Here is an 18,861-nt window from a genome sequence, read left to right on the forward strand (position 1 = left end):
AGACGAGGGTGCGCGGATGAGGGGTGCGCGGATGAGGGGTGCGCGGAGGAGGGGTGCGTGGATGAGGGGTGGGGGGTGCCGGGGCGTGGTGAGGTGGGGCTATCGCGTGGAGGGCCGCGCTAGTCGATGACCGCGGTGGCCTCGATCTCGACCAGCATGTCGGGCTCGGCCAGCGCGGCGACGCCGATCCCGGTCAGCGGTGGGAGCGGGGTGGCGCCGAGCTTCGCGGAGGCCCGGGTGACGCCCTCCATGAACAGGGGCATCTTGTCGGGGGTCAGGTCGACGACGTAGACGGTCAGCTTCACCACGTCGTCGAAGGAGGCGCCGACCTCGGCCAAGGCGGTGCCGATGTTGAGGTAGCACTGCTCGGTCTGCGCGGCGAGGTCGCCTTCGCCGACCCTGCCGCCGTCGGCGTCGCGGGCGACCTGGCCCGCGATGAAGACCAGCCTCGATCCCGTGGCGACCGACACCTGCCGGTAGAGGTCGACCTTCGGCAGTCCTTCGGGGTTCACCAGGGTGATGGCCATGCTGACTCCTCGTCGTGAGCGCCCGGCGGGTCCGGACCCCGAAACCATAGCATTGCAATGCTATGTACCCTGGGGGTGTGGCGAGGACGAAAGATCCCGGGGTCCGCGTCCTGCTCATCGAGCGGGCGGCGCACATGCTCCGTGTCCGCGAGCCCATCACCCTGCGTTCGCTGGTAGCCGGGACCGGTGTGTCGACGATGGCCGTCTACACGCACTTCGGCGGCATGGACGGCATGTGGAAGGCCCTGCGCCAGGAGGGCTTCACCCGGCTCGCGGCCCGGTTCGCCGTGGTGGCCACGTCCAAGGACCCGGTTCGCGACCTGGCCGCCCTGGTCGCCGCCTACCTCGGCAACGCCCTGGACCACCCTGACCTGTACCGGGTCATGTTCGACGCGAGCTTCGACCTCGAAGACCTCAAGGCCGCCGACGCCACCCTGGAGTACCTGGTCCAAGCCGCCGTGCGCGCCAGGGACACCGGCCGCTTCCGCGCCGGGACCGACCCGCTGGACCTGGCGATCCAGAGCTGGGCCATCGGCCACGGGCTGGTGTCCCTGGTCGCTAACGGCCCGCTGCCCCGAGAGACGCTCGACCACGGCGCCCCCATGCTGACCGCTCTGTTCACCAGCACGGGAGACGACCCCGACAGGTGCCGGCTCTCGGTGGCGAAGGGCTGGAAGCAGCTGCGTCCACCCGGCTGACAGTCCCGCGGCTACCGTGTTCGGATGGTGATGTTGAGCGAGCTGCAGTCACAGGTGGCGGTGAGTTATGACCGCCTCGGCATGCCTTCCTGGCCCCATCCGCGTCCCGGCACGGACTCGCCGCCCGAGGAGGCGTACTCGCGGGTCACCGAGCCCGAGCGGTACGGCATCGTGCACGCTCGCGCACGGGTGTGGACCGACAGGCTCAGCGAGGTGCCTGGGGTTGAGGTCGAGACCCTCGCGCCGGCTCCGCTCGACGACGAGGGCCACCTGGGCCTGTTCGACCGCGGTGTCCGGCTCACCTCGTCCCGGCCGGGCACTCTGCCGCTGCTGCTGCTTGAGCGCGACGCGCCGTTGTCCGAGGGCGAAGGAACGCTGGCGGTGCTGCACATCAGCGTCGCCCAGCCCGAGATCGCTGTCGCGATGCTGCCCGACTGCGGTTGCGACGCCTGTGACTGGGGCTCGGCTGACCTGCTCACCGCGATCGACCAGAAGATCGGCACCCTCGTCGGAGGTCCGTTCGTGGCGCTGCGGGGGAGGGGGTGGCACGCGCGGTGGCACCCGGGAGGCGGTAGCTCAGGTGGCACGGCACCACGCCAGGACCACGCCCAGCTGATGGAGCTGTGCCGCCGGCTCGCGGGCGGAGAGGACGTCCGGTTGCCTGACGGCGCGGAGGTCTTCGTGGGGCGGTCCTGGCTCGACTGAGCCCTCTCGGACTCAGGGTCGGGCACGCAGACGCCTGAAGGACCGGCGTCGCGCTTCACCTGATGGGTTGATCATCCGGGTGAGCGGTCGTGACGGCATGGATACGGGAGTCCCGGGTTCGCAACGATCCCGGTGTGCTTGACAAGATCGCGATCGTGGGCGTGGCGTGTCGGTTCCCCGGTGGGGTCGGCGACCTGGACGGGCTCTGGGCGCTGCTGTCCGAGGGGCGTGAAGCGGTCGGGGAGCCGCCGCCGGACCGGTTCGACGTCGAGCGGTACCGGGACCCCAACCAGATGCGGCCTGGCAAGTCCTACACGTTCGCGGGCGGCTACCTCGACGACATCACCGGGTTCGACGCGGACTTCTTCGGGATCAGTCCGCGCGAGGCGGTGTGCATCGACCCGCAGCAGCGGCTGTTGCTGGAGTTGGGGATCGAGGCGCTCGACGACGCGGGGATCGACCCGGGGTCGCTGTCGGGCACGGACAGCGCTGTGTTCGTCGGAGTGTCCGCTTTGGACTACGGCGGGCAGCAGATGGTGCAGCGGAACACGATCGGTCCGTACACGAACTCGGGTTCGGCGTTGTCCAACACGGCGAACCGGTTGTCGTACCACCTCGACGTGCACGGGCCGAGCCTGAAGGTGGACACGGCCTGCGCCTCGTCCTTGAACGCGGTCCACCTCGCGTGCGAGCACCTGCGCCACGGCGGCGGGCGGATCGCTTTCGCCGCGGGGGTGAACCTGCTGCTCAACCCCATGACCTACGTCGGTTTCGCCAAGGCGGGATTCCTGTCGCCGACGGGGCACTGCCGCCCGTTCTCGGCCGACGCCGACGGGTACGTGCGCGCCGAGGGCGGCGGTGTCCTGGTGCTCAAGCGGCTGGTCGACGCGGTCGCCGACGGGGACCGCGTGCACGCCGTGATCGCCGGGTCCGGGACGAACAGCGACGGGCGCACGACAGGACTGGTGCTGCCCAGCGGCGATGCCCAGGAGGCGTTGCTGCGTCAGGTCTACGACGGCTTCGAGCTCGATCCGGACGACCTCGCCTACCTGGAGGCGCACGGCACCGGGACCCCGATCGGTGATCCGGTCGAGTGCCGGGCGATCGGCAACGCCCTGGGGGTCCGCCGGTCCGGGGGGCCGCTGCCGATCGGGTCCGTCAAGGGCAACATGGGGCACCTCGAACCGGCTTCGGGCATGGCCGGACTGTGCAAGGCGATCCTGGTGCTGCGGCACGGCGAGATCCCGGTGACCCCGAACGCCGGTCCGCGCAGCACCGGCATCGACTTCGACGGCCTCGCCCTGACTCCGGTGGAGGAGCCGTGCGCGGCATCGGGTCGGCTGGTGGGCGTCAACTCGTTCGGGTTCGGCGGCGCGAACGTGCACGTGGTCCTGGAGAAGCCGCCCGCGGTCGCGCCGCTGGCACCGCGCACGGGGTCCGTGGTGCCGATCGTCGTCTCCGGGCACACCGAAGCGGCGCTGGCGGAAGCGGTGTCCCGCATGGACGGGCGCTTGGCCGACTGCTCGGACTTCGCCGACGTCGCCTTCACCTCCTACCACCGACGCGGCAAGCACGCCCATCGCCGGGTCGTGCTCGCCGGAACCGCGCAGGAGGCGCGTCGTCGCCTGGCTGAGCCGGCCAAGCCTCAGCGCGCCACCGAGCGGGGACGCGTGGCGTTCGCCTACTCCGGACATGGTGCTCAGTGGCCCGGCATGGCCAGCGACCTCATCGACACCGACGCGGTGTTCGCGCGGACAGTCACCGAGGTCGATGCCGTGCTGGCGCCGCGCGTCGGCTGGAGCGTCGCCGACGAGCTGCGGTCAGCCGAGCCGAGGTTCCACGACACCGCGGTGATCCAACCCGTCCTGTTCGCCGTGCAGGTGGGGATCACGGCGATGCTGGCCGAGTCCGGCCTCCGACCGGAAGCGGTGTACGGGCACAGCGTCGGCGAGATCGCCGCCGCCTTCGCCGCCGGGATCTACGACCTGGACCAGGCCGTGGAGCTGGTGGTGGCGCGCAGCCAGGCCCAGGCGAGCACCGCGGGCACCGGCACCATGGCCGCCGTCAACCTCGGGCAGGAGGAAGCCGAGAAACTGCTCGCTCGCTACGAGGGGCGAGTGGAGGTCGCCGGGATCAACAGCGCGAACGACGTCACGGTGGCCGGTCCCAAGGCTGATCTGCACGACCTGGCGGATCGACTGGCCGAGCGCGAGGTCTTCTGCCGCATGCTGGACCTGGACTACCCGTTCCACAGCTCGGCGATGGAACCGTTGCGCGCATCGCTGCTGACCGGGTTGGCCGATCTCGCGCCGAAACCGGCCGCGGTGGAGTTCGTCTCCACGGTCACCGGTGGACCGTTGGCGGGGGAGAGGCTGGACGCGGAGTACTGGTGGCGCAACGTCCGTGAGCCCGTGCGGTTCGCCGCCGCCACCGACCACCTGGTCGATGCCGGGTTCGACACGATCATCGAGATCGGTCCGAAGCCGGTGTTGCAGACGTATCTGAAGCGCGCCGCGAAGGACAGCGTGCTCGCGGTCCTGCCCACGCTGACCCGCTCCGAGCCCGGAGTGGCGGCGCTGCGGTCGACGGTGGAGTCCGCGCTCGCGGCCGGTGTGCCCATCGCCGCCGACCGCTACTTCCCCCAGCAGGGCAGGGTCGTGCCGCTGCCGGCCTACCCGTGGCAGCGCGAGCGGTTCTGGTTGGGCAGCCAGTACACGTGGAGCGGCACCGGGGCACCGGCCGACCACGTGCTGCTCGGGGACCGCGCCGCGGTCGCCGACCCCACCTGGCAGTCCACAGTGGACCCCGCGAGGGTGCCGTGGCTGAAGGGGCACCGAGCGGCAGGGAGCCCGATCATGCCCGCCGCCGGGTACCTGGAGATGGGGTGGGCGGCCGGGCAGCTGGTCTTCGACGGTCCTGCGGAGGTGCGCGAGCTGCACATCACCAAGCCGCTGGTCGCCCCCGATGACGAGTCCGAGCTGCCCCGCACGCAGGTGTCACTGTCCGAAGAGGACGGTGTGTTCCGGGTCGCCAGCCGCTCGGCGGAGGGACAGCCGTGGCAGACCCACGCGCGAGGGCGTGTGCGACGCAGGGTCGCTGCGGCCCCCGCACCGCTGGACCTGGCTGCGCTGAGAGCCCGGTTCGCCGAACGCGGCGAGCACGTCGACCGGGAGACGCTCTACGCCGACGCTCAGCGGCTCGGCCTCGGCTACGGCCCGGACTTCCTGGTCATGACCGGGCTGTGGGTGGACGGCACGGAGATCCTGGCCGACTACGACTGCCGCCACCTGGACCTCGCCGGGTTCCACGCGCATCCCGCGTGGACCGACGCCGCCCCGCAGGCCGCGATCGAGCTGGGCCGGATCCGCCACGGCCACGTCTCCGATGAGGACTCCTACATGCCCGTCGCGGTCGGCACCGCGCGGTTGTGGGTAACGCCGACCGAGACGGGCTCGGTGTACTTCCGCTGCCGCACGGTCGCGGAGACCTGGGCATCGGCGGACATCGCGGTCACCGACGAGTCCGGGACCGTCTTGTTGGAGCTGCTGGACTTCCGGTTCCTCCGCGTGAAGCTGCCGAGCCGTCGCCCGGTGTTGCGCCAGCACACCGAACTCCGCGCCGCACCGCGGGGACTCCCGCCGACCGCGGAAGTCGTGTGCGAGCCGCCTCGGATCGAGGCGCGCCCCGTCCCGGGGTACGCGGAGTTCCGTCGGCGCCGGCTCGCGTCCACCGCGGCTTTCGCGGTGCGCGCCTTCACCACCCTGCTCGACGACGCGGAGGTCTTCTTCACCGAGGACCTGCTGGCCGCAGGGGTGCGACCGGCGTTCTCCCGGCTGATCGACCTCCTCACCGGACTGGCCGTGGAGCACGGTCACCTCGAATGGCTCGGCGAGTTCCAGGGCCGGACGCGCTGGCGGGTCTGCTCGACGGCCGTCGAGCCCGCGTTCGCCGACCTGGTCACCGATTTCCCCGACCACACCCCGGAACTGACGCTGTTCGGCCGCTGCGGTGTGCACCTGGCCGAGCTGCTGCGCGGTGAGCGGGACGCGCTCGACATCCTCTTTCCCGCGCACGGCAGCGACACCCTCGCCCACTACTACGAACTGGCACCGGCTCTGCGTCCGTGCAGCCGGGCCGCCGCCGAGGCGATGCGGGTTCTGGTCGATGCGTGGCCCGCTGACCGTCCACTGAGGATTCTTGAGATCGGTGGCGGTACCGGTGCCATGACCGCCGCGCTGCTGCCCGTGCTGCCACCGGATCGCACTCGGTACGTGTTCACCGACGTTTCACAGTTCTTCCTCGCCCCGGCCGAGGCCCGGTTCGCGCGGTACGACTTCGTCGAGTACCGGACCCTGGACCTCGACGAGCCCGACATCGAACCGGGCACCTTCGACGTCGTGGTCGCCGGAGGCGCCCTGCACGCGGCCAAGGACGTGCGGTCGGCACTGCGCGCGGTGTCGGAGATGCTGACCGACCACGGCCGTCTGCTCTTCATCGAGGTGCACGATCCGGCCGTGCTCGCCCTGCCGTTCGGCCTGGTGCCCGGGTTCTGGTCGATGACCGACTTCGACCTGCGCCCCACATCGCCGACGCTGTCCGCGCAGCAGTGGCGAGACCTGGCGCTGGACAACGGTTTTCACAGCGCGCACCCGGTCCTGGACGGCGAGCTGGGCTCGGTGACGATGGCGAGCAGGGTGCCGCGCTCCGCTCCGCTGCCGGAGGCGCCCGTCGTCGAAGCCACCGCTCGCGTCGTGGTCGTCGCTGAGGACGACGAGGAGCCGGAGTTGGCAGCCGCGCTCACCACGAGGCTCACGGACCTGAGCGCGGACGCGGTGCTGACGACCACCGAGGCCGACACCGGCGAGTGGTTCACGGCTGCTCGGACCGACGTGGTGTTCGTGCTCGCCGAGTCCGGCTCCGACCCGGAGGCCGCAGTCCACGCGGCCACGCGGCGGTTCGGGTTCGTGCGCGCGCTCGCGCTGAACGCGGCAGAGCTGCCTGCCGGCTCGGTGACCCGGTTGTGGCTGATCAGCCGCTCCACGGGGGTCAACCCGGCCCCGGAGCAGGCGACCGACCCGGCCGAGGCGGCGCTCTGGGGCGCCACGCGCACGGTCGCCGCCGAACACAGCCTGCTGGATGTCCGACGCGTCTCGGTCGCGCGCGACGTGCCGGTCGAGAGCATCGCCCGCGAACTCCTCGACCCCACGGACGAGGACGAGGTGGTGCTCACCGCCTCCGGCCGGTTCGTTCCCCGGCTCCGCGACCTGCCCCCGGCTCGGGCCGATGACAGCTCCACGCCCTACCGGCTCGTCGCCCGCGACGCGGGGCCGTCCTACGAGTTGGCGTGGGTGGCGATGGACATGCCGCGACCCGCCTCCGGGCAGTTGCTCGTCGAGGTTCGGGCGGTGGGCATCAACTACCGTGACGCGCTGCTCGCGGTCGGCATGCTGCCGGGCTGGGTGGTGGAGTCCGGGATGAGCGGCATGAGCCTGGGTGGGGAGTGCGCCGGCGTGGTCACGGCGGTCGGTCCGGGGGTGACCCGGTTCCGGCCCGGTGACCAGGTCTTCGGCTCGGCGCCCGGCGCGTTCGCCTCACACGTGCTGGTCGACGAGAACATGGTCGCCCTGGTGTCGCCCGGAGTCGCCCCCACGGCAGCCGCGACGATGCCCGTGGCATTGCTGAGCGCCAGATACGGGCTGTTCCACCAGGCCAAGCTCGCCAGGGGCGAGACGGTGCTGGTGCACGGCGCGGCCGGGGGAGTCGGACTGGCCGCACTCCAGTGCGCCCGGCACGTCGGAGCCACGGTGATCGCGACCGCGGGCACCGAGGAGAAGCGGGACTACCTGAAGCTGCTCGGCGTCGAGCACGTCTTCGACTCCCGCAGCCTCAGCTTCGCCGCCGACGTGCTCGACGTCACCGGCGGGCAGGGGGTGGACGTCGTGCTCAACTCGCTGGGTGGGGAGTTCATCGGCCGGAGCCTGGAGCTGCTGCGCTTCGGTGGCCGGTTCGTCGAGCTCGGCAAGCGCGACCTCTACAGCGATCGCAACGTCTCCCTGTTCCCGCTGCGCAACAACATCAGCTACTTCGTCGTCGACGTCGACCAGCTCGGCCGCCTGCGCCACCAGGAGATCGCCGACCAGCACGACGAGGTCGTTGAGCAGGTGCGGTCCGGAGTCGTGCACCCCATCCCGCACCGGGTGTTCCCCGCCTCCAGGGCGGCGGAGGCGTTCCGCTCCCTCCAGCACTCCCGCCACATCGGCAAACTGGTCGTCACCTTCGACGAGCGCCCTCCCGTGGAGAACGTGTTGCGGGACAAAGGGTTCACGGCCGACCCTGCCGGTACCTACCTGATAGCCGGCGGCGCGAGCGGCTTCGGCGCGGAGGTGGGGCGCTGGCTGACCGACCGTGGCGCGAGGCACCTCGCGCTGGTCAACCGGCGTGGCATGGCCGTGCCGGAGGCCCAGGACCTCGTCTCGGAGCTGACCGCGCGGGGCGTCGAGGTGTCCGTGCACGCCGCCGATGTCACCGACGAAGCCGCGATGCGGGGTGTCGTCGAGGGCATCGGCACCCCGCTGCGCGGCGTCGTGCACGCGGCGATGGTCCTCGACGACGTGATGACGGCTGACCTGACCGATGACCGCTTCCGCGCCGTGCTCGCGCCGAAGATGGCCGGGGCACTCGTCCTCGACCGCGTCACCAGCGGTCACGACCTCGACCTGTTCCTGATGTTCTCCTCGGCGGCGGCCGTGGTGGGCAACGCGGGACAGGCCGCCTACTGCGCGGGAAACCTGTTCCTGGAGGCGTTCGCGCGCTCTCGCCGAGAGCGGGGGCTGGTCGGGCAGACGATCGCCTGGGGTGCTCTCGGCGAGGTCGGCTACGTGGCCCGCAACGAGGCCACGGCCCGGACCGTCACGCGGGCGGGCCTGACCCTGCTGTCGCTGCGCCACGTGCGCCAGGCGCTGGACGAGCTGGTCGGAGGGCCCGAGGTCGCGGTGGTGTGGAGCCACGACGGGGAGTTCCTGCGCCGGCTGTACGCGCACATCACCACGCCGCGGCTCGGTGAGCTGGGCGGGGGCGGGCACGCCGTGACCGCCGAGGACGACGACCTGCTGGACCGGCTTCGGGAGGCGTCGGTGGAGGAGGCGGCCGAGCTGGTCGCCGACGCCATCGTCACGACGCTCGCCGAGGTGCTCGGCGTCGCGGCGGAGCGCATCGACCGCAACCGTCCGCTCGACCAGCTGGGCGTGGACTCGCTGATGGGCGCCGAGCTCGTCACGAAGATGCGGCGCCGCTTCGGCCGCGAGATCCCGATCATGCGGGTGGTCGCGAGCAGCGGCATCGACGACCTGGCCCGTTCGCTGGTCACCTACTTCAAGGCCGAGGAGAGCAAGTGACTCAGACCGCCGTCCGGCATTTCCCGCTCTACATCGGCGGTGAGCGGATCGACACCGACGAACGCGCCTACGGCATGAGCGTCCGCTCTGTGCTGGAGCCTCGCGGTTCCGAAGCGGCGACGCTGTTCCGGCTGTTGCGGGAAGGCTCCGAGGAGGAGCTGCACGCGCATCCGCACATCCTCTGTTCGGCCGCGCTATCGACCCCCGAGCTGGGACAGGCCGCGTTGCGGGCGGCGGCCGACGCGGCGCCACGGGTGCGCGCGATGCCCCTGGCCGACCGGCTCGGGTGCATCGGCGACCTGTACTCGGCATTCCAAGCACATCGCGAGGAGCTGGCCCGGATCCTGCGCATGGAGGGCTGTCCATGGCTGCTGGCCGAGGCACAGCTGAACGTGGTGCTGGAGCTCGTGCGGCCGGAGAGCTTGGACCTGGCGCGGTCCTTGCTCCGGCAGGAGTTCACCACGCCCCATCACGAGATCGTGTTGCAGCGCCAGCCCGATGGAGTCGTGTGCGTCGACCCACCGGCCAACGCGCCGCTGTTCGGGCTGATCGCCTCGCTCGTGCTGCTCGCGGGCAACAGCGTGGTGATCCGCGTGCCCCGCAGCTGCGCCAGCTCGCTGAGCTACGCCCTGCACAACATCATCATCCCGGTGCTCGAAGCGCGCGGAGCGCCCGCCGGGATGTTCAACGTGCTGTGCGCGGACTTCGAGGTCACCATGCAGCAGTGGCTGGACAGCCCACTGGTGAACTCCATCTACTACTTCGGTTCCAGCGAGACCGGGCTGGCCCTGGAACGCAAGTGCGTGGAGCGGGGCAAGCGAGCGATCCTGGAACTGTCCGGCAACGACGGTGTGCTTGTGTGGCGCGACGCCGACCTCGACCGCGCCACCGCCGCGTTGCTTGAGGCGTTCTACGCCTCGGGGCAGACCTGTTTCAGCCCGAAGTACGCCATCGTCCACCCCGACATCGCCGACGACCTGCTGCTCCGGTTGCAGGAGGCCGCGGGCGCGTTGCGGCCGGGCGACCCGGAGGACTCCGACACGGTGCTCAGCCCCGTCCTTCGGGCCACCGCCTTCAAGCGCAGCCTCGACGGAGCACTGCACGCGGGCGCCACGAAGATCTGCGGCGGCGCGCAGATCAACCTGCGCGGTGAACCCGATCCCCACGGGCTGTTCATCGAACCGACCGTGGTGCGCGTCAACGGGTTCGAGCTGGCCGAGACCATCGCCGCCGTGCGCGAGGAGACCTTCTTCCCGCTGCTGTCGGTCGTGGTGCCCGACGACGGCCCGGATCTGCTCGACCGCTGCGTGGACTTCCTCAACGGCAACAAGTTCGGCCTGCGGAACTCCTTGTGGGCGCAGAGCCCGGAGGTCGTCGAGCGGTTCACCACCGCGGTGACCAACGGGGGAGTGCTCAAGGTCAACGACTCGCACATGGGGCACGCCCCGTACCTGCCCGGTCTCGGTGGTACGGGGCACAGCGGGGGGACGCACGGCGAGGCCGCCTACCCCTTCCTGCGCGCCAGCCGCCTCCAGGCCGTTGCCATCGCCACGACCAGGACCCATCCCCGGGAAGCCCTCATCGGCAGGACCTGACACCACAAGACGAACACCGGCGCACCGGAACAACTCCGGTGCGCCGGTGCCGGGGAGCGGAGACGATCAGCCGGGCAGCAAGGTCGGCAGCGGCCACGCGCGGCCCGCGCCCGACGCGGTGAAAACCTTGTCCGTCACGGCGAACAGCGCGACGCCGAAGGTTTCTGTGAAGGCGTCCACGCCCTCCTGGGTCGGGGTGATCGGAATGCCGCTGCCCTTGAGCACGGTCGGCTGTCCCGGCGACCCAGGCTGCACGGACAGCCGCACCGCGCTCGGGTCGCTGGCGTACAACGGCAGCTCGCCCACCCACTCGTCGTTGACCTTCAAGAAGGCGAAGATCCGCCCGTCGGGCACCGAGCCCCGGATACCGGTGATCTCCATCCGCGCCTTCGAGCTCCGCAGCACCACACCGCCCAGCACGCGTCCGGTCCCCTTGCCCGGCTGCCCCAGCGGGGTGACGGTGCCAGTGCCGTACTCCGGCGGCAGCGTGACGCCCACGACGGTGGTTCCGTCCGCCCCCACGATGGGGGTGGCCGGGGCGACTGCCTGGACGTCGATCTTCTCCGCCGCGAGCCGCTTGAGCGCGAGCTCGGTCAACCGCATCTCACTGAGCCCGTCCACCAGGGTGAACGCCACGTCAACCGCCGGGTTCGCGTTCGCGGGTGCCGCCGCCCCCAGCTGGGCGAGGAAGGGCGCCGCCATTGCGCCGCTGACAAAGACACGTCGAGTGACCGCCATGATCCAAGTGTCGCGTGCCTCCCCGCGAACCGGGCAGCAGATGACTCAAAAGAAGGACGTTCGCGGGGAGCGAGAGGAATCGCTTTTGGGCTTTCGCCTATGCCGGTCCCCGGTTCAGCAGGCTCAGGTAATGGCTGAGATGAGTGGCCGCGTTGAGCATGGCGAGCCCCTGCGCGGTGAGCTTTCGTTGCCAGTCATCCAGTGCGGCGGCCAGCGCGTCCGTGCCGCCTGCTGATCGGATCTGCTGGACCACGGTGGAGATGTGCTCCAGCGGGTAGCCCCCGCGTCTGAGGAGGTGGGCGAGCTCGGCGTCGCGGATGTCGCTCGCGTGGAAGACGCGGTACCCGGTGGCCGGGTCTCGTGTGGGGAGGAGGATGCCCGCACGTTCCCAGTTCCGCACGGTTGCCGGGGTGACACTGAGGTGGTGCGCGAGCTCGCCGATGGTCCGGGCGTCAGGGACTGCTGAGCGGTTTGGGGCGCCATCAGACTGCGCCGTCAGGTGACCCACCGCTTTCCGCACCGCGTCAAGGGTTTCCCGGTCGCGGAGCAACTGGCTGTGGCCACGGTCGATGGCCTTCAGGACGTCGTTGAGCTGGTCATCGTGGAGTGCGGTCATGATCCGGCCGCTGGTCGAGTACCCGTAGGCCGCGACGAGCGAGAGGTAGGTGCGCAGCGCCGCCGCGTGCACCTCGGTGTAGACGCGGTAACCGCTGGGTGTGCGCTCAGCGGGTGGGATGAACCCGTCGCGCTCGTAGTTGCGGACCGCCTGGGTCGAGATGCCGTGCTCCCGCGCGAGGTCCGCAGGCCGGAAGGTGATCATCGGTTTGAGACTTTACAGCATTCGTGCGTGGCCAAGGCGCGAGAAGTCTCAACGCCTCTTTCAAAGATACGATTGAGTCTCATGAGTCAGGACATTCGAGACTTCGTTGCCGCCTCATGTGACTTGCTGGCGCTCGGTGAGCCGACGCACCTGGAACCGGCCTTCGCGTGGACCCGGAACGACCTGTTCGTCCAGTTGGTAGGCCGCGGATTCCGTTCGATCGCCCTGGAGACCGATCGCGTGGCCGCGCTCACCGTGAACGACTTCGTCCAGGAGGGAGTGGGAACCCTCGACGCGGCGATGAGCGAGGGCTTCTCGCACGGCTTCGGAGACCTGGACGCCAACAGGCAACTGGTTGCCTGGATGCGCGAGTACAACGAAGGCCGACCCGCGCAAGAACGACTGGCTTTCCACGGCTTCGACGCTTCGACGGAGACGATGAGCGCCCCCAGCCCGCGGCGCTACCTGGAATACGCCCGCGACTACCTGGAGCTCGACCTCGATCTCGCGAGCCTCGTCGGCGATGACGAACGGTGGAGCCGCACGGAGGCGGTCACAGACCCGGCCATGTCGATCGGCGCCACAACCGAGGCTGACACCCTTCGCACGCTCGCCGACGACATGCTCACCGCGCTCTACGCGCGCGCACCGGAACTGATCGCGGCGACATCACGCGCCAAGTGGTTCAGGGCCAAGACTTATCTCACCGCCGGTCTTGGCTTGCTGCGGTACCACAAACAGTCGGCCCAACGCGTTGAGGAGAGCGCGCGGGTGTCCCGCCTGCTCGCCACCCGGGATGCGCTCATGGCCGAGAACCTCCTCGACATTCGAGGCATCGAGGCCCAACGGGGCGCGACGCTCGTCTTCGCGCACAACCGCCACCTGCAACGAAACCCGAGCAACTGGCGCCTGGCGGACATGGACCTCACCTGGTCCAGTGCCGGCGCCATCGTGGAGTCTCTGGTGGGCCGGCAGTACTCCTTCATCGCGGGCAGCCTGGGCCGCAGCGACACCATCGCGCTTGGAGAGCCCGAGCCGGACACCTACGAGGGCTTCCTGCAGAACCGCACCACCACCTGGGGCCTCACAACGGCCACCACGGTCGCGTCCGCCCGTACCCGCACCGACACCAAGCCACAGCAAGGCTACTTCCCGCTCGACCAGGCGAGCCTCGACGGCGCCGACACGGTCCTGCACATCAAGAACGGCACGAAGGTCGGGGCCTCCTACGCCTAGCGCCACCCCCGCACCTCCCCGTACACGCGTGGCCAGCTGGCTGGCGTGGTCAGGGTTCTCGCGTTTTGTCACCTAAATGCGCGAAAGAGCGCTCTCATTTCGCATTAAGCCTACAAAACGCGAAATGGGGGGCTCGGGGGTGAAGGGGGCCTGGGGGTGGTGAGTGGGTGGGGTGGGGTGGCGTGCAGGGTCTCGATCGGCACTGAGGACGGGCTCGCCGCGGCGCCGCCGGTGCGGGGTGGTTCGCTGACTCGGCTGGCATCGGCAGCTACCGAATCGACCTCCACCCCAGCACCGGCGGTCGCGGGATACCCAACCGCGATGAGCCTCACCAGCAGGTCTCAGTGCCGGTGGGCACCGCGCCGGGGTGGGGCAGGCGTGGCGGGCGGCCCTCGGGCCGGTACTCGAAGTGCCACCACTCGTTGTCGTAGACGCGGTACAGGTGGTGCCGCCCGCCGTGAAGCTCCAGCCAGCGCGCCCCCTCGGTGGGACGCACGTCCACCGCGGTTCCGGCGACGTGCCGGGACTCGGCGGGGGGCAACGTCCGCTGCCGGGCCGCCGCAGGTGATCCACTGCGGCGGACCTCGGCGGCGAACAGGCGTTCCTGGGCTGTGGCGTCGCGGTATCCCGAGGTCAGCCCGATCAGGATCCCGTGCTGCCACAACGCCCGTGCGCGCGCCTCCGTGAACGCCGCCCGGGTCTGCGGAGTCAAGCCGTTGAGGTTCTCGGCGGGAAACCGCGCCTTGAGCGCCCATTGGCACGCGAGGTACCGCGCGCGGCCAGGTGCGACCACACACGCCACCGGGAGCAGCAGCACGGCCAAAGCGCGAGTGACCAGCCGGTACCCGCGGTCACGGAGACGCGGTCTGCTCACCGGAAGGTCTTGAGCGCGACGGTTGTGGCCTGGGCGATGAGCTTGTTGTCGTAGGCGGCCTTCTTCTCCGGCCGGTCGGACAGGACGGCGAGCACGATGGGCGCGCGCTGCGGCGGCCAGATGACGGCGATGTCGTTGCGGGTTCCGTAATCTGCTGCACCGGTCTTGTCGGCGACCTGCCAGCCCTCGGGAACACCCGCCCGAATGAGCGCGCCGCCCGTGGTGTTGGCCCGCATCATGTCGGTGAGGATGGTCCGCTTGTCCTCGGGCAGGGCAGTGCCGAGGGTGAACGCGCGCAGGGTGTTCGTGAGGGCGCGCGGCGTGCTGGTGTCGCGGATATCGCCGGGCGCGGTCTCGTTGAGCTGGGGTTCGATCCGGTCGACGTGGATCGTGGCGTCGCCGATCGCGCGCAACGCCTCTGCCAGACCGTTCGGGCCGCCGAGTTCGCGGAAGAGCAGGTTGCCCCCGGTGTTGTCGCTGTAGCGGATGGTGGCGTCCATGACAGCGCGCAGCGTCATCCCGGTGCCGACGTGCTTCTCCGTGATCGCTGAGTCGGACACGAGGTCGTTCCGGCTGAAGGTCACCGTCCGGTCCAGTCCGCTGATGGGAGTCCGTTGCAGGACAGCGCCGGCGCTGAACACCTTGTGGGTCGAGGCGTAGGCGAACCGCTCGTCGGCGCGGAACGCGATCTCCCGGCCGGTGGCGGTGTCCACCGCGTACACGCCGAGCCGTGCGCCGAAGGTGCGTTCGAGCTGCTCGAAGTCCTTGTGTTCGGTTGCCGCAGCGGTGGTGGAGACCGGTGGCTGGGCGGGAGCAGGGGTGGCACAGGCGGTCAGTGACACGACGGCCAGCGCGGCGAGGGCCGTCCGCAGGTACGGCCGACGAGAGGTGACGGGCACAGGGAGTCCTTTCGGCGTTGATCGGTCTCCGCAGTCTCACCGCGTCTCGTCATGCTGTCGAAGACAGAAATGAACGGTTTGATGCTGAAACGGCATAGAGTGTGGTCATGGACCTGGTCAGCAGCTGCCGGGCGTTCGTGAGCGTGAGCGAGACCGGGAGCTTCACAGCGGGCGCCGCGGTCGCCCGCATTCCCCAGCCCGTCGCGAGCCGCCGCATCGCCGCGCTGGAGCGCCACCTCGGCGAACGGCTGTTCGACCGCTCCACCCGCAGGGCGCGGCTCACCCAGTTCGGACGCGACATGCTGCCCTCGGCCAAGCGCCTGGTGCATCTGGCCGACGCCATGGAGCACGACGCGAAACGGGTCAAGCTGCGCCCGCTGCGGCTCGCGGTCCCGGGCACCTGCACCACCCGCAAGCTCGCCGAGCTCGACGCCGAGGCGCGCGCGCTCGACGTCTTCCTGGAGTTCCGGCCCGCCGCGCCGGGCGAACGGGCCGAGCTGGTCCGCACCCACGAGGTCCGCGCCGCGATCACGGCGGTCCCGGCGGAGGAGGGGGCCTGGGTCGTCCCGCTCGGACTGGCGAGCGCGGTCACGCCACAGGAGCGCGTGATCCACCTGGAGACCCTGCGCGTCGGCCGGTCGGGCCGCTCGCCCCGCCGGGTCTGGATCCAGCCCGAGGACGACGTCCCCCACATCCGCGACCGCGTGGTCCGCGTCCGCGACTCGCTGGGCCTGCGGCCCGCTCAGGTCGCCGTCGCCGACTCGCTCACCGCCGCTGCCGCCAGCGTGTTCGGCTCGGCGGACATGCTGCTGTGCTCCGCTGAGCAGGCTGAGGAGCTCGGCCTGGGATGGCGGCCGATCGGCGGGATCCGGCTCGCGCGCGGCTTCGACGTCACGGCAGGGTTGGGCGAGGACGCCCACCACCTCCGCGCCGCCTTGCGGTCGGGCATCGCACGCTGCCTCGGTGTGCCGGAGACAGAGGAGGCCCAGTGAACACCGAAGCCCTGATCGCGCAGATGCGGGCCGAGCTGGACGCAGGCGGGCTGCGTGGCTCGTTCCTGGTGCGGGACCTGCGCACCGGGCACGAGGTCGGCATCGACCCCGACCTGGAGCTCCCGAGCGCGTCGCTGGTCAAGATCCCGCTCGCCGCCGCGACGCTGGAACGGATCCGCCAGGGTGAGCTGGACGGCTCGACCCGGATCGACGTCCAGCCCGGCCGGACCACCACACCGGGGCCGACCGGGCTGACCAGGTTCCGGCATCCCGCCCGCGTCGCGATCGACGACCTGTTGTACCTGGCGATGGCGATCAGCGACGAGACCGCGGCGGACACGCTGTTCGACCTGACCCCGCCGGTCGAGGTCACCAGGATGACGCGCGAGTGGGGCGTGCACGGGATCACCGCGCGCCATCGGGTGAGCGACCTCAGCGACACCCCCGCAGAACGGTTCGACCCCGCAGAGGTCCACCTCGCCCACTCACTGGCCATCGGCGCGGCGACGGCCGGGCGCGGACATCCCGTTCCCCAGCTCGACATCACCCGCGCGAGCTCGGGTTCGGCACGCGCGTTCGTCACCCTTCTCGAAGCACTGTGGACACCATCCAAAGTGGACGAAACCGTGTCCGCGCGGGTGCGGGAGCTCATGGGGTGCAACCTGCTTCGGCAGCGGCTGACCCCTGACTTCAGCTCTGATGCCACGAAGTGGTCGTCCAAGACCGGGACGCTGCTCAACCTGCGGCACGAGGTCGGCGTCGTCGAACACGCCGACGGGCAGGCGTTCGCGATCGCCGCGCTCACCGAGTCCCGTGTCGCGGCGGCGATCCAGCCCGAGGCCGAGGTCCTCATGGCCCGCGTCGCCAGGACCCTCCGCGACCACCTGCGCGCCTACTGAGCGCCAGGGCAGAAGCCGTTCGTGGTGGTGCCGGTGCGGAAGAACGTCAGCACCTTCTCCGCCGCGCAGGGCAGGTTCTTCGCCGACCCGTGCAGGGTGTCGCCGATGGTCAGCAGCGCGCCGCCGATCTTGTTCCGCATCGCAACCGCCCAGGGGTACGGCGTGGTGTCCTCGTCGTCGTGGCCGGACAGTTGCAGTGCGCTCGTACCCGCCTTCAACGGCCACTGCTGAACGGCCCACGGCCACGCTCCACAAAGGACATTGGTGTTGAGCTGGCCGCCCGTCGCGGGAGCGCGGTCCCGGCGGCGCTGGGCATCGGCCCAGACGCGGTCGAAGTCGCGGCCGCCCGCTCCGTCGTTGCACAACACCGCGCTGTTGAGCAGCGAGTTGAAGTGATCGGGTGCGGAGCCGAGGCCGAAGCTCGGCCTGTTCGCCCGCTCCGCCGGTGCGGCCGCGCCCGGTGTTCCGCCGTCGCGGACGGCGGCCAGGTCGGCGGCCGACTCGGCCCAGTACTGACTCGGCACGCCGAGCTGACCCGCGACCCATCGGCCGTCGAGGACGAGCTGCATCGGGCCGGTGCCGACGGCGCGCGGGTGGCGGTCGAGCTCGGCGCGCAGGTCGGTGACCGCCTGCCGGACCTCGGCGGCGGTGGTACCGAAGCGGTATCGGGCGTTGCGTTCTGCCAGCCAGGGGGCGAATCCGGCGAACCGCTTCTCCCGCACGGCGTCCACCGAGCCGTCCATCGCGGCGAGGTTCATTCCGGGCGGCATGACCGAGTCCAGCCACATCCGCTCCACATTGCCGTCGAACAGCGACCGGTAGACCGCGCCGACGGCCGTGCCCCACGACACCCCGTAGTAGTTGATTTTCCTTTCCCCCAAAGCGATTCGGATGCGGTCGACGTCCCTGGCGACAGCGGTGGTGGTCAGCTGCCGCGTGAACTCCGGGTCCCGTGCGGCGCACCGCTCGTTGTAGCGGGTGAAGTGGTCGAACACGGTTCGGGCCTTCTCCTTCGGCGCGGCCGTTGGCGGGATCTGCGGGTCCGTGTCGTCGGCGCAGCTCACCCGGTCGCTGTAGCCGGTGCCGCGCGGGTCGAAGCCGACCAGGTCGAAGTCCTCGGTGAGCGGTGCGAGTCCGCTCTTGGCGACGGACAAGGGCCATGTGATGCTCATCGGGCCGGGGCCACCGGGGTTGAGCAGCACGACTCCCTTGCGCCGAGCCGGATCGGCGGCCTTGAGCCTGCTCACCGCGATCTCGGTCTTCTTGCCGTCCGGGTATCCGTGGTCCAGCGGAACCGCGAGCGTCGCGCATTCCGCTCTGGTGTCTCCGCCGGTGATCTTCTTCCAGTCCGTGGCGACCTCGGTGCAGGGCCGCCAGTTCAACCCCGGCGTGCCAAGTGCGGGTGCCGGCACGACGGTCAGCCCGGCCCTGGTCAGCAGCGCGAGTGTCGTTGCCAGTGTTGCGCGCACGAGACCTCCGGTTGT

Annotated in this window: 13 protein-coding genes; 7 read left to right on the plus strand and 6 right to left on the minus strand. The window is 70.5% G+C overall.

Features of this window, described 5'->3' with window-relative positions; genetic code table 11:
• Positions 1–119: 119 nt before the first annotated feature.
• Complete coding sequence (locus ACFFQA_RS33775; RefSeq protein ID WP_377861134.1) at positions 120–527, minus strand: RidA family protein; 408 nt, start codon at positions 525–527, stop codon at positions 120–122.
• Between the two features lie 77 nt (positions 528–604).
• On the opposite strand from ACFFQA_RS33775, the gene ACFFQA_RS33780 reads away from it, so the two are divergent.
• The 4 genes from ACFFQA_RS33780 to ACFFQA_RS33795 all read left to right on the plus strand — a co-directional run bounded on the left by ACFFQA_RS33780 (position 605) and on the right by ACFFQA_RS33795 (position 10,919).
• Positions 605–1,225, plus strand: a complete 621-nt coding sequence (locus tag ACFFQA_RS33780) for a TetR/AcrR family transcriptional regulator (RefSeq protein WP_377861136.1) — start codon at positions 605–607, stop codon at positions 1,223–1,225.
• A gap of 24 nt (positions 1,226–1,249) precedes the next feature.
• Positions 1,250–1,930, plus strand: coding sequence for a DUF6226 family protein (locus tag ACFFQA_RS33785; RefSeq protein WP_377861138.1), 681 nt, complete (start codon positions 1,250–1,252; stop codon positions 1,928–1,930).
• A 134-nt stretch (positions 1,931–2,064) separates the two neighbouring features.
• Positions 2,065–9,324 carry an SDR family NAD(P)-dependent oxidoreductase gene (locus ACFFQA_RS33790; RefSeq protein ID WP_377861140.1) on the plus strand — a complete coding sequence of 2,420 codons (7,260 nt, stop codon included), beginning with the start codon at positions 2,065–2,067 and terminating at the stop codon, positions 9,322–9,324.
• Positions 9,321–10,919, plus strand: a complete 1,599-nt coding sequence (locus ACFFQA_RS33795; RefSeq protein ID WP_377861142.1) for an aldehyde dehydrogenase family protein — start codon at positions 9,321–9,323, stop codon at positions 10,917–10,919. Before ACFFQA_RS33790 ends, ACFFQA_RS33795 begins: the two co-directional genes overlap by 4 nt.
• Positions 10,920–10,985: 66 nt before the next feature.
• On the opposite strand, the gene ACFFQA_RS33800 is transcribed toward ACFFQA_RS33795, so the two are convergent.
• On the minus strand, positions 10,986–11,657 hold the full coding sequence (locus tag ACFFQA_RS33800; RefSeq protein WP_377861144.1) for a hypothetical protein: 672 nt from the start codon (positions 11,655–11,657) through the stop codon (positions 10,986–10,988).
• Positions 11,658–11,754: 97 nt separating this feature from the next.
• Positions 11,755–12,477 carry a TioE family transcriptional regulator gene (locus ACFFQA_RS33805; protein ID WP_377861146.1) on the minus strand — a complete coding sequence of 241 codons (723 nt, stop codon included), beginning with the start codon at positions 12,475–12,477 and terminating at the stop codon, positions 11,755–11,757.
• A gap of 81 nt (positions 12,478–12,558) precedes the next feature.
• Between ACFFQA_RS33805 and ACFFQA_RS33810 the strand changes: the two genes are divergently transcribed.
• Complete coding sequence (locus ACFFQA_RS33810) at positions 12,559–13,713, plus strand: erythromycin esterase family protein (protein ID WP_377861148.1); 1,155 nt, start codon at positions 12,559–12,561, stop codon at positions 13,711–13,713.
• Between the two features lie 328 nt (positions 13,714–14,041).
• On the opposite strand, the gene vanY-N is transcribed toward ACFFQA_RS33810, so the two are convergent.
• Positions 14,042–14,587, minus strand: a complete 546-nt coding sequence (gene vanY-N / locus ACFFQA_RS33815; protein ID WP_377861150.1) for a D,D-peptidase/D,D-carboxypeptidase VanY-N — start codon at positions 14,585–14,587, stop codon at positions 14,042–14,044.
• A complete protein-coding gene (gene bla / locus ACFFQA_RS33820; RefSeq protein ID WP_377861152.1) occupies positions 14,584–15,486 on the minus strand; it encodes a class A beta-lactamase in 903 nt (300 codons plus the stop codon). Before bla ends, vanY-N begins: the two co-directional genes overlap by 4 nt.
• 107 nt (positions 15,487–15,593) lie before the next feature.
• On the opposite strand from bla, the gene ACFFQA_RS33825 reads away from it, so the two are divergent.
• Entirely contained in the window at positions 15,594–16,478 is an 885-nt protein-coding gene (locus ACFFQA_RS33825; RefSeq protein WP_377861154.1) for a LysR family transcriptional regulator, read from the plus strand.
• Positions 16,475–17,377, plus strand: a complete 903-nt coding sequence (locus ACFFQA_RS33830) for a serine hydrolase (RefSeq protein WP_377861156.1) — start codon at positions 16,475–16,477, stop codon at positions 17,375–17,377. Before ACFFQA_RS33825 ends, ACFFQA_RS33830 begins: the two co-directional genes overlap by 4 nt.
• On the opposite strand, the gene ACFFQA_RS33835 is transcribed toward ACFFQA_RS33830, so the two are convergent.
• On the minus strand, positions 17,371–18,846 hold the full coding sequence (locus tag ACFFQA_RS33835; protein WP_377861158.1) for an alpha/beta fold hydrolase: 1,476 nt from the start codon (positions 18,844–18,846) through the stop codon (positions 17,371–17,373). The two genes, ACFFQA_RS33830 and ACFFQA_RS33835, sit on opposite strands and share 7 nt — an antisense overlap.
• Between the last annotated feature and the right edge of the window lie 15 nt (positions 18,847–18,861).

Origin of the sequence: Allokutzneria oryzae, assembly GCF_042429765.1 — a bacterium.
Classification (GTDB): Bacteria; Actinomycetota; Actinomycetes; order Mycobacteriales; family Pseudonocardiaceae; genus Allokutzneria; species Allokutzneria oryzae.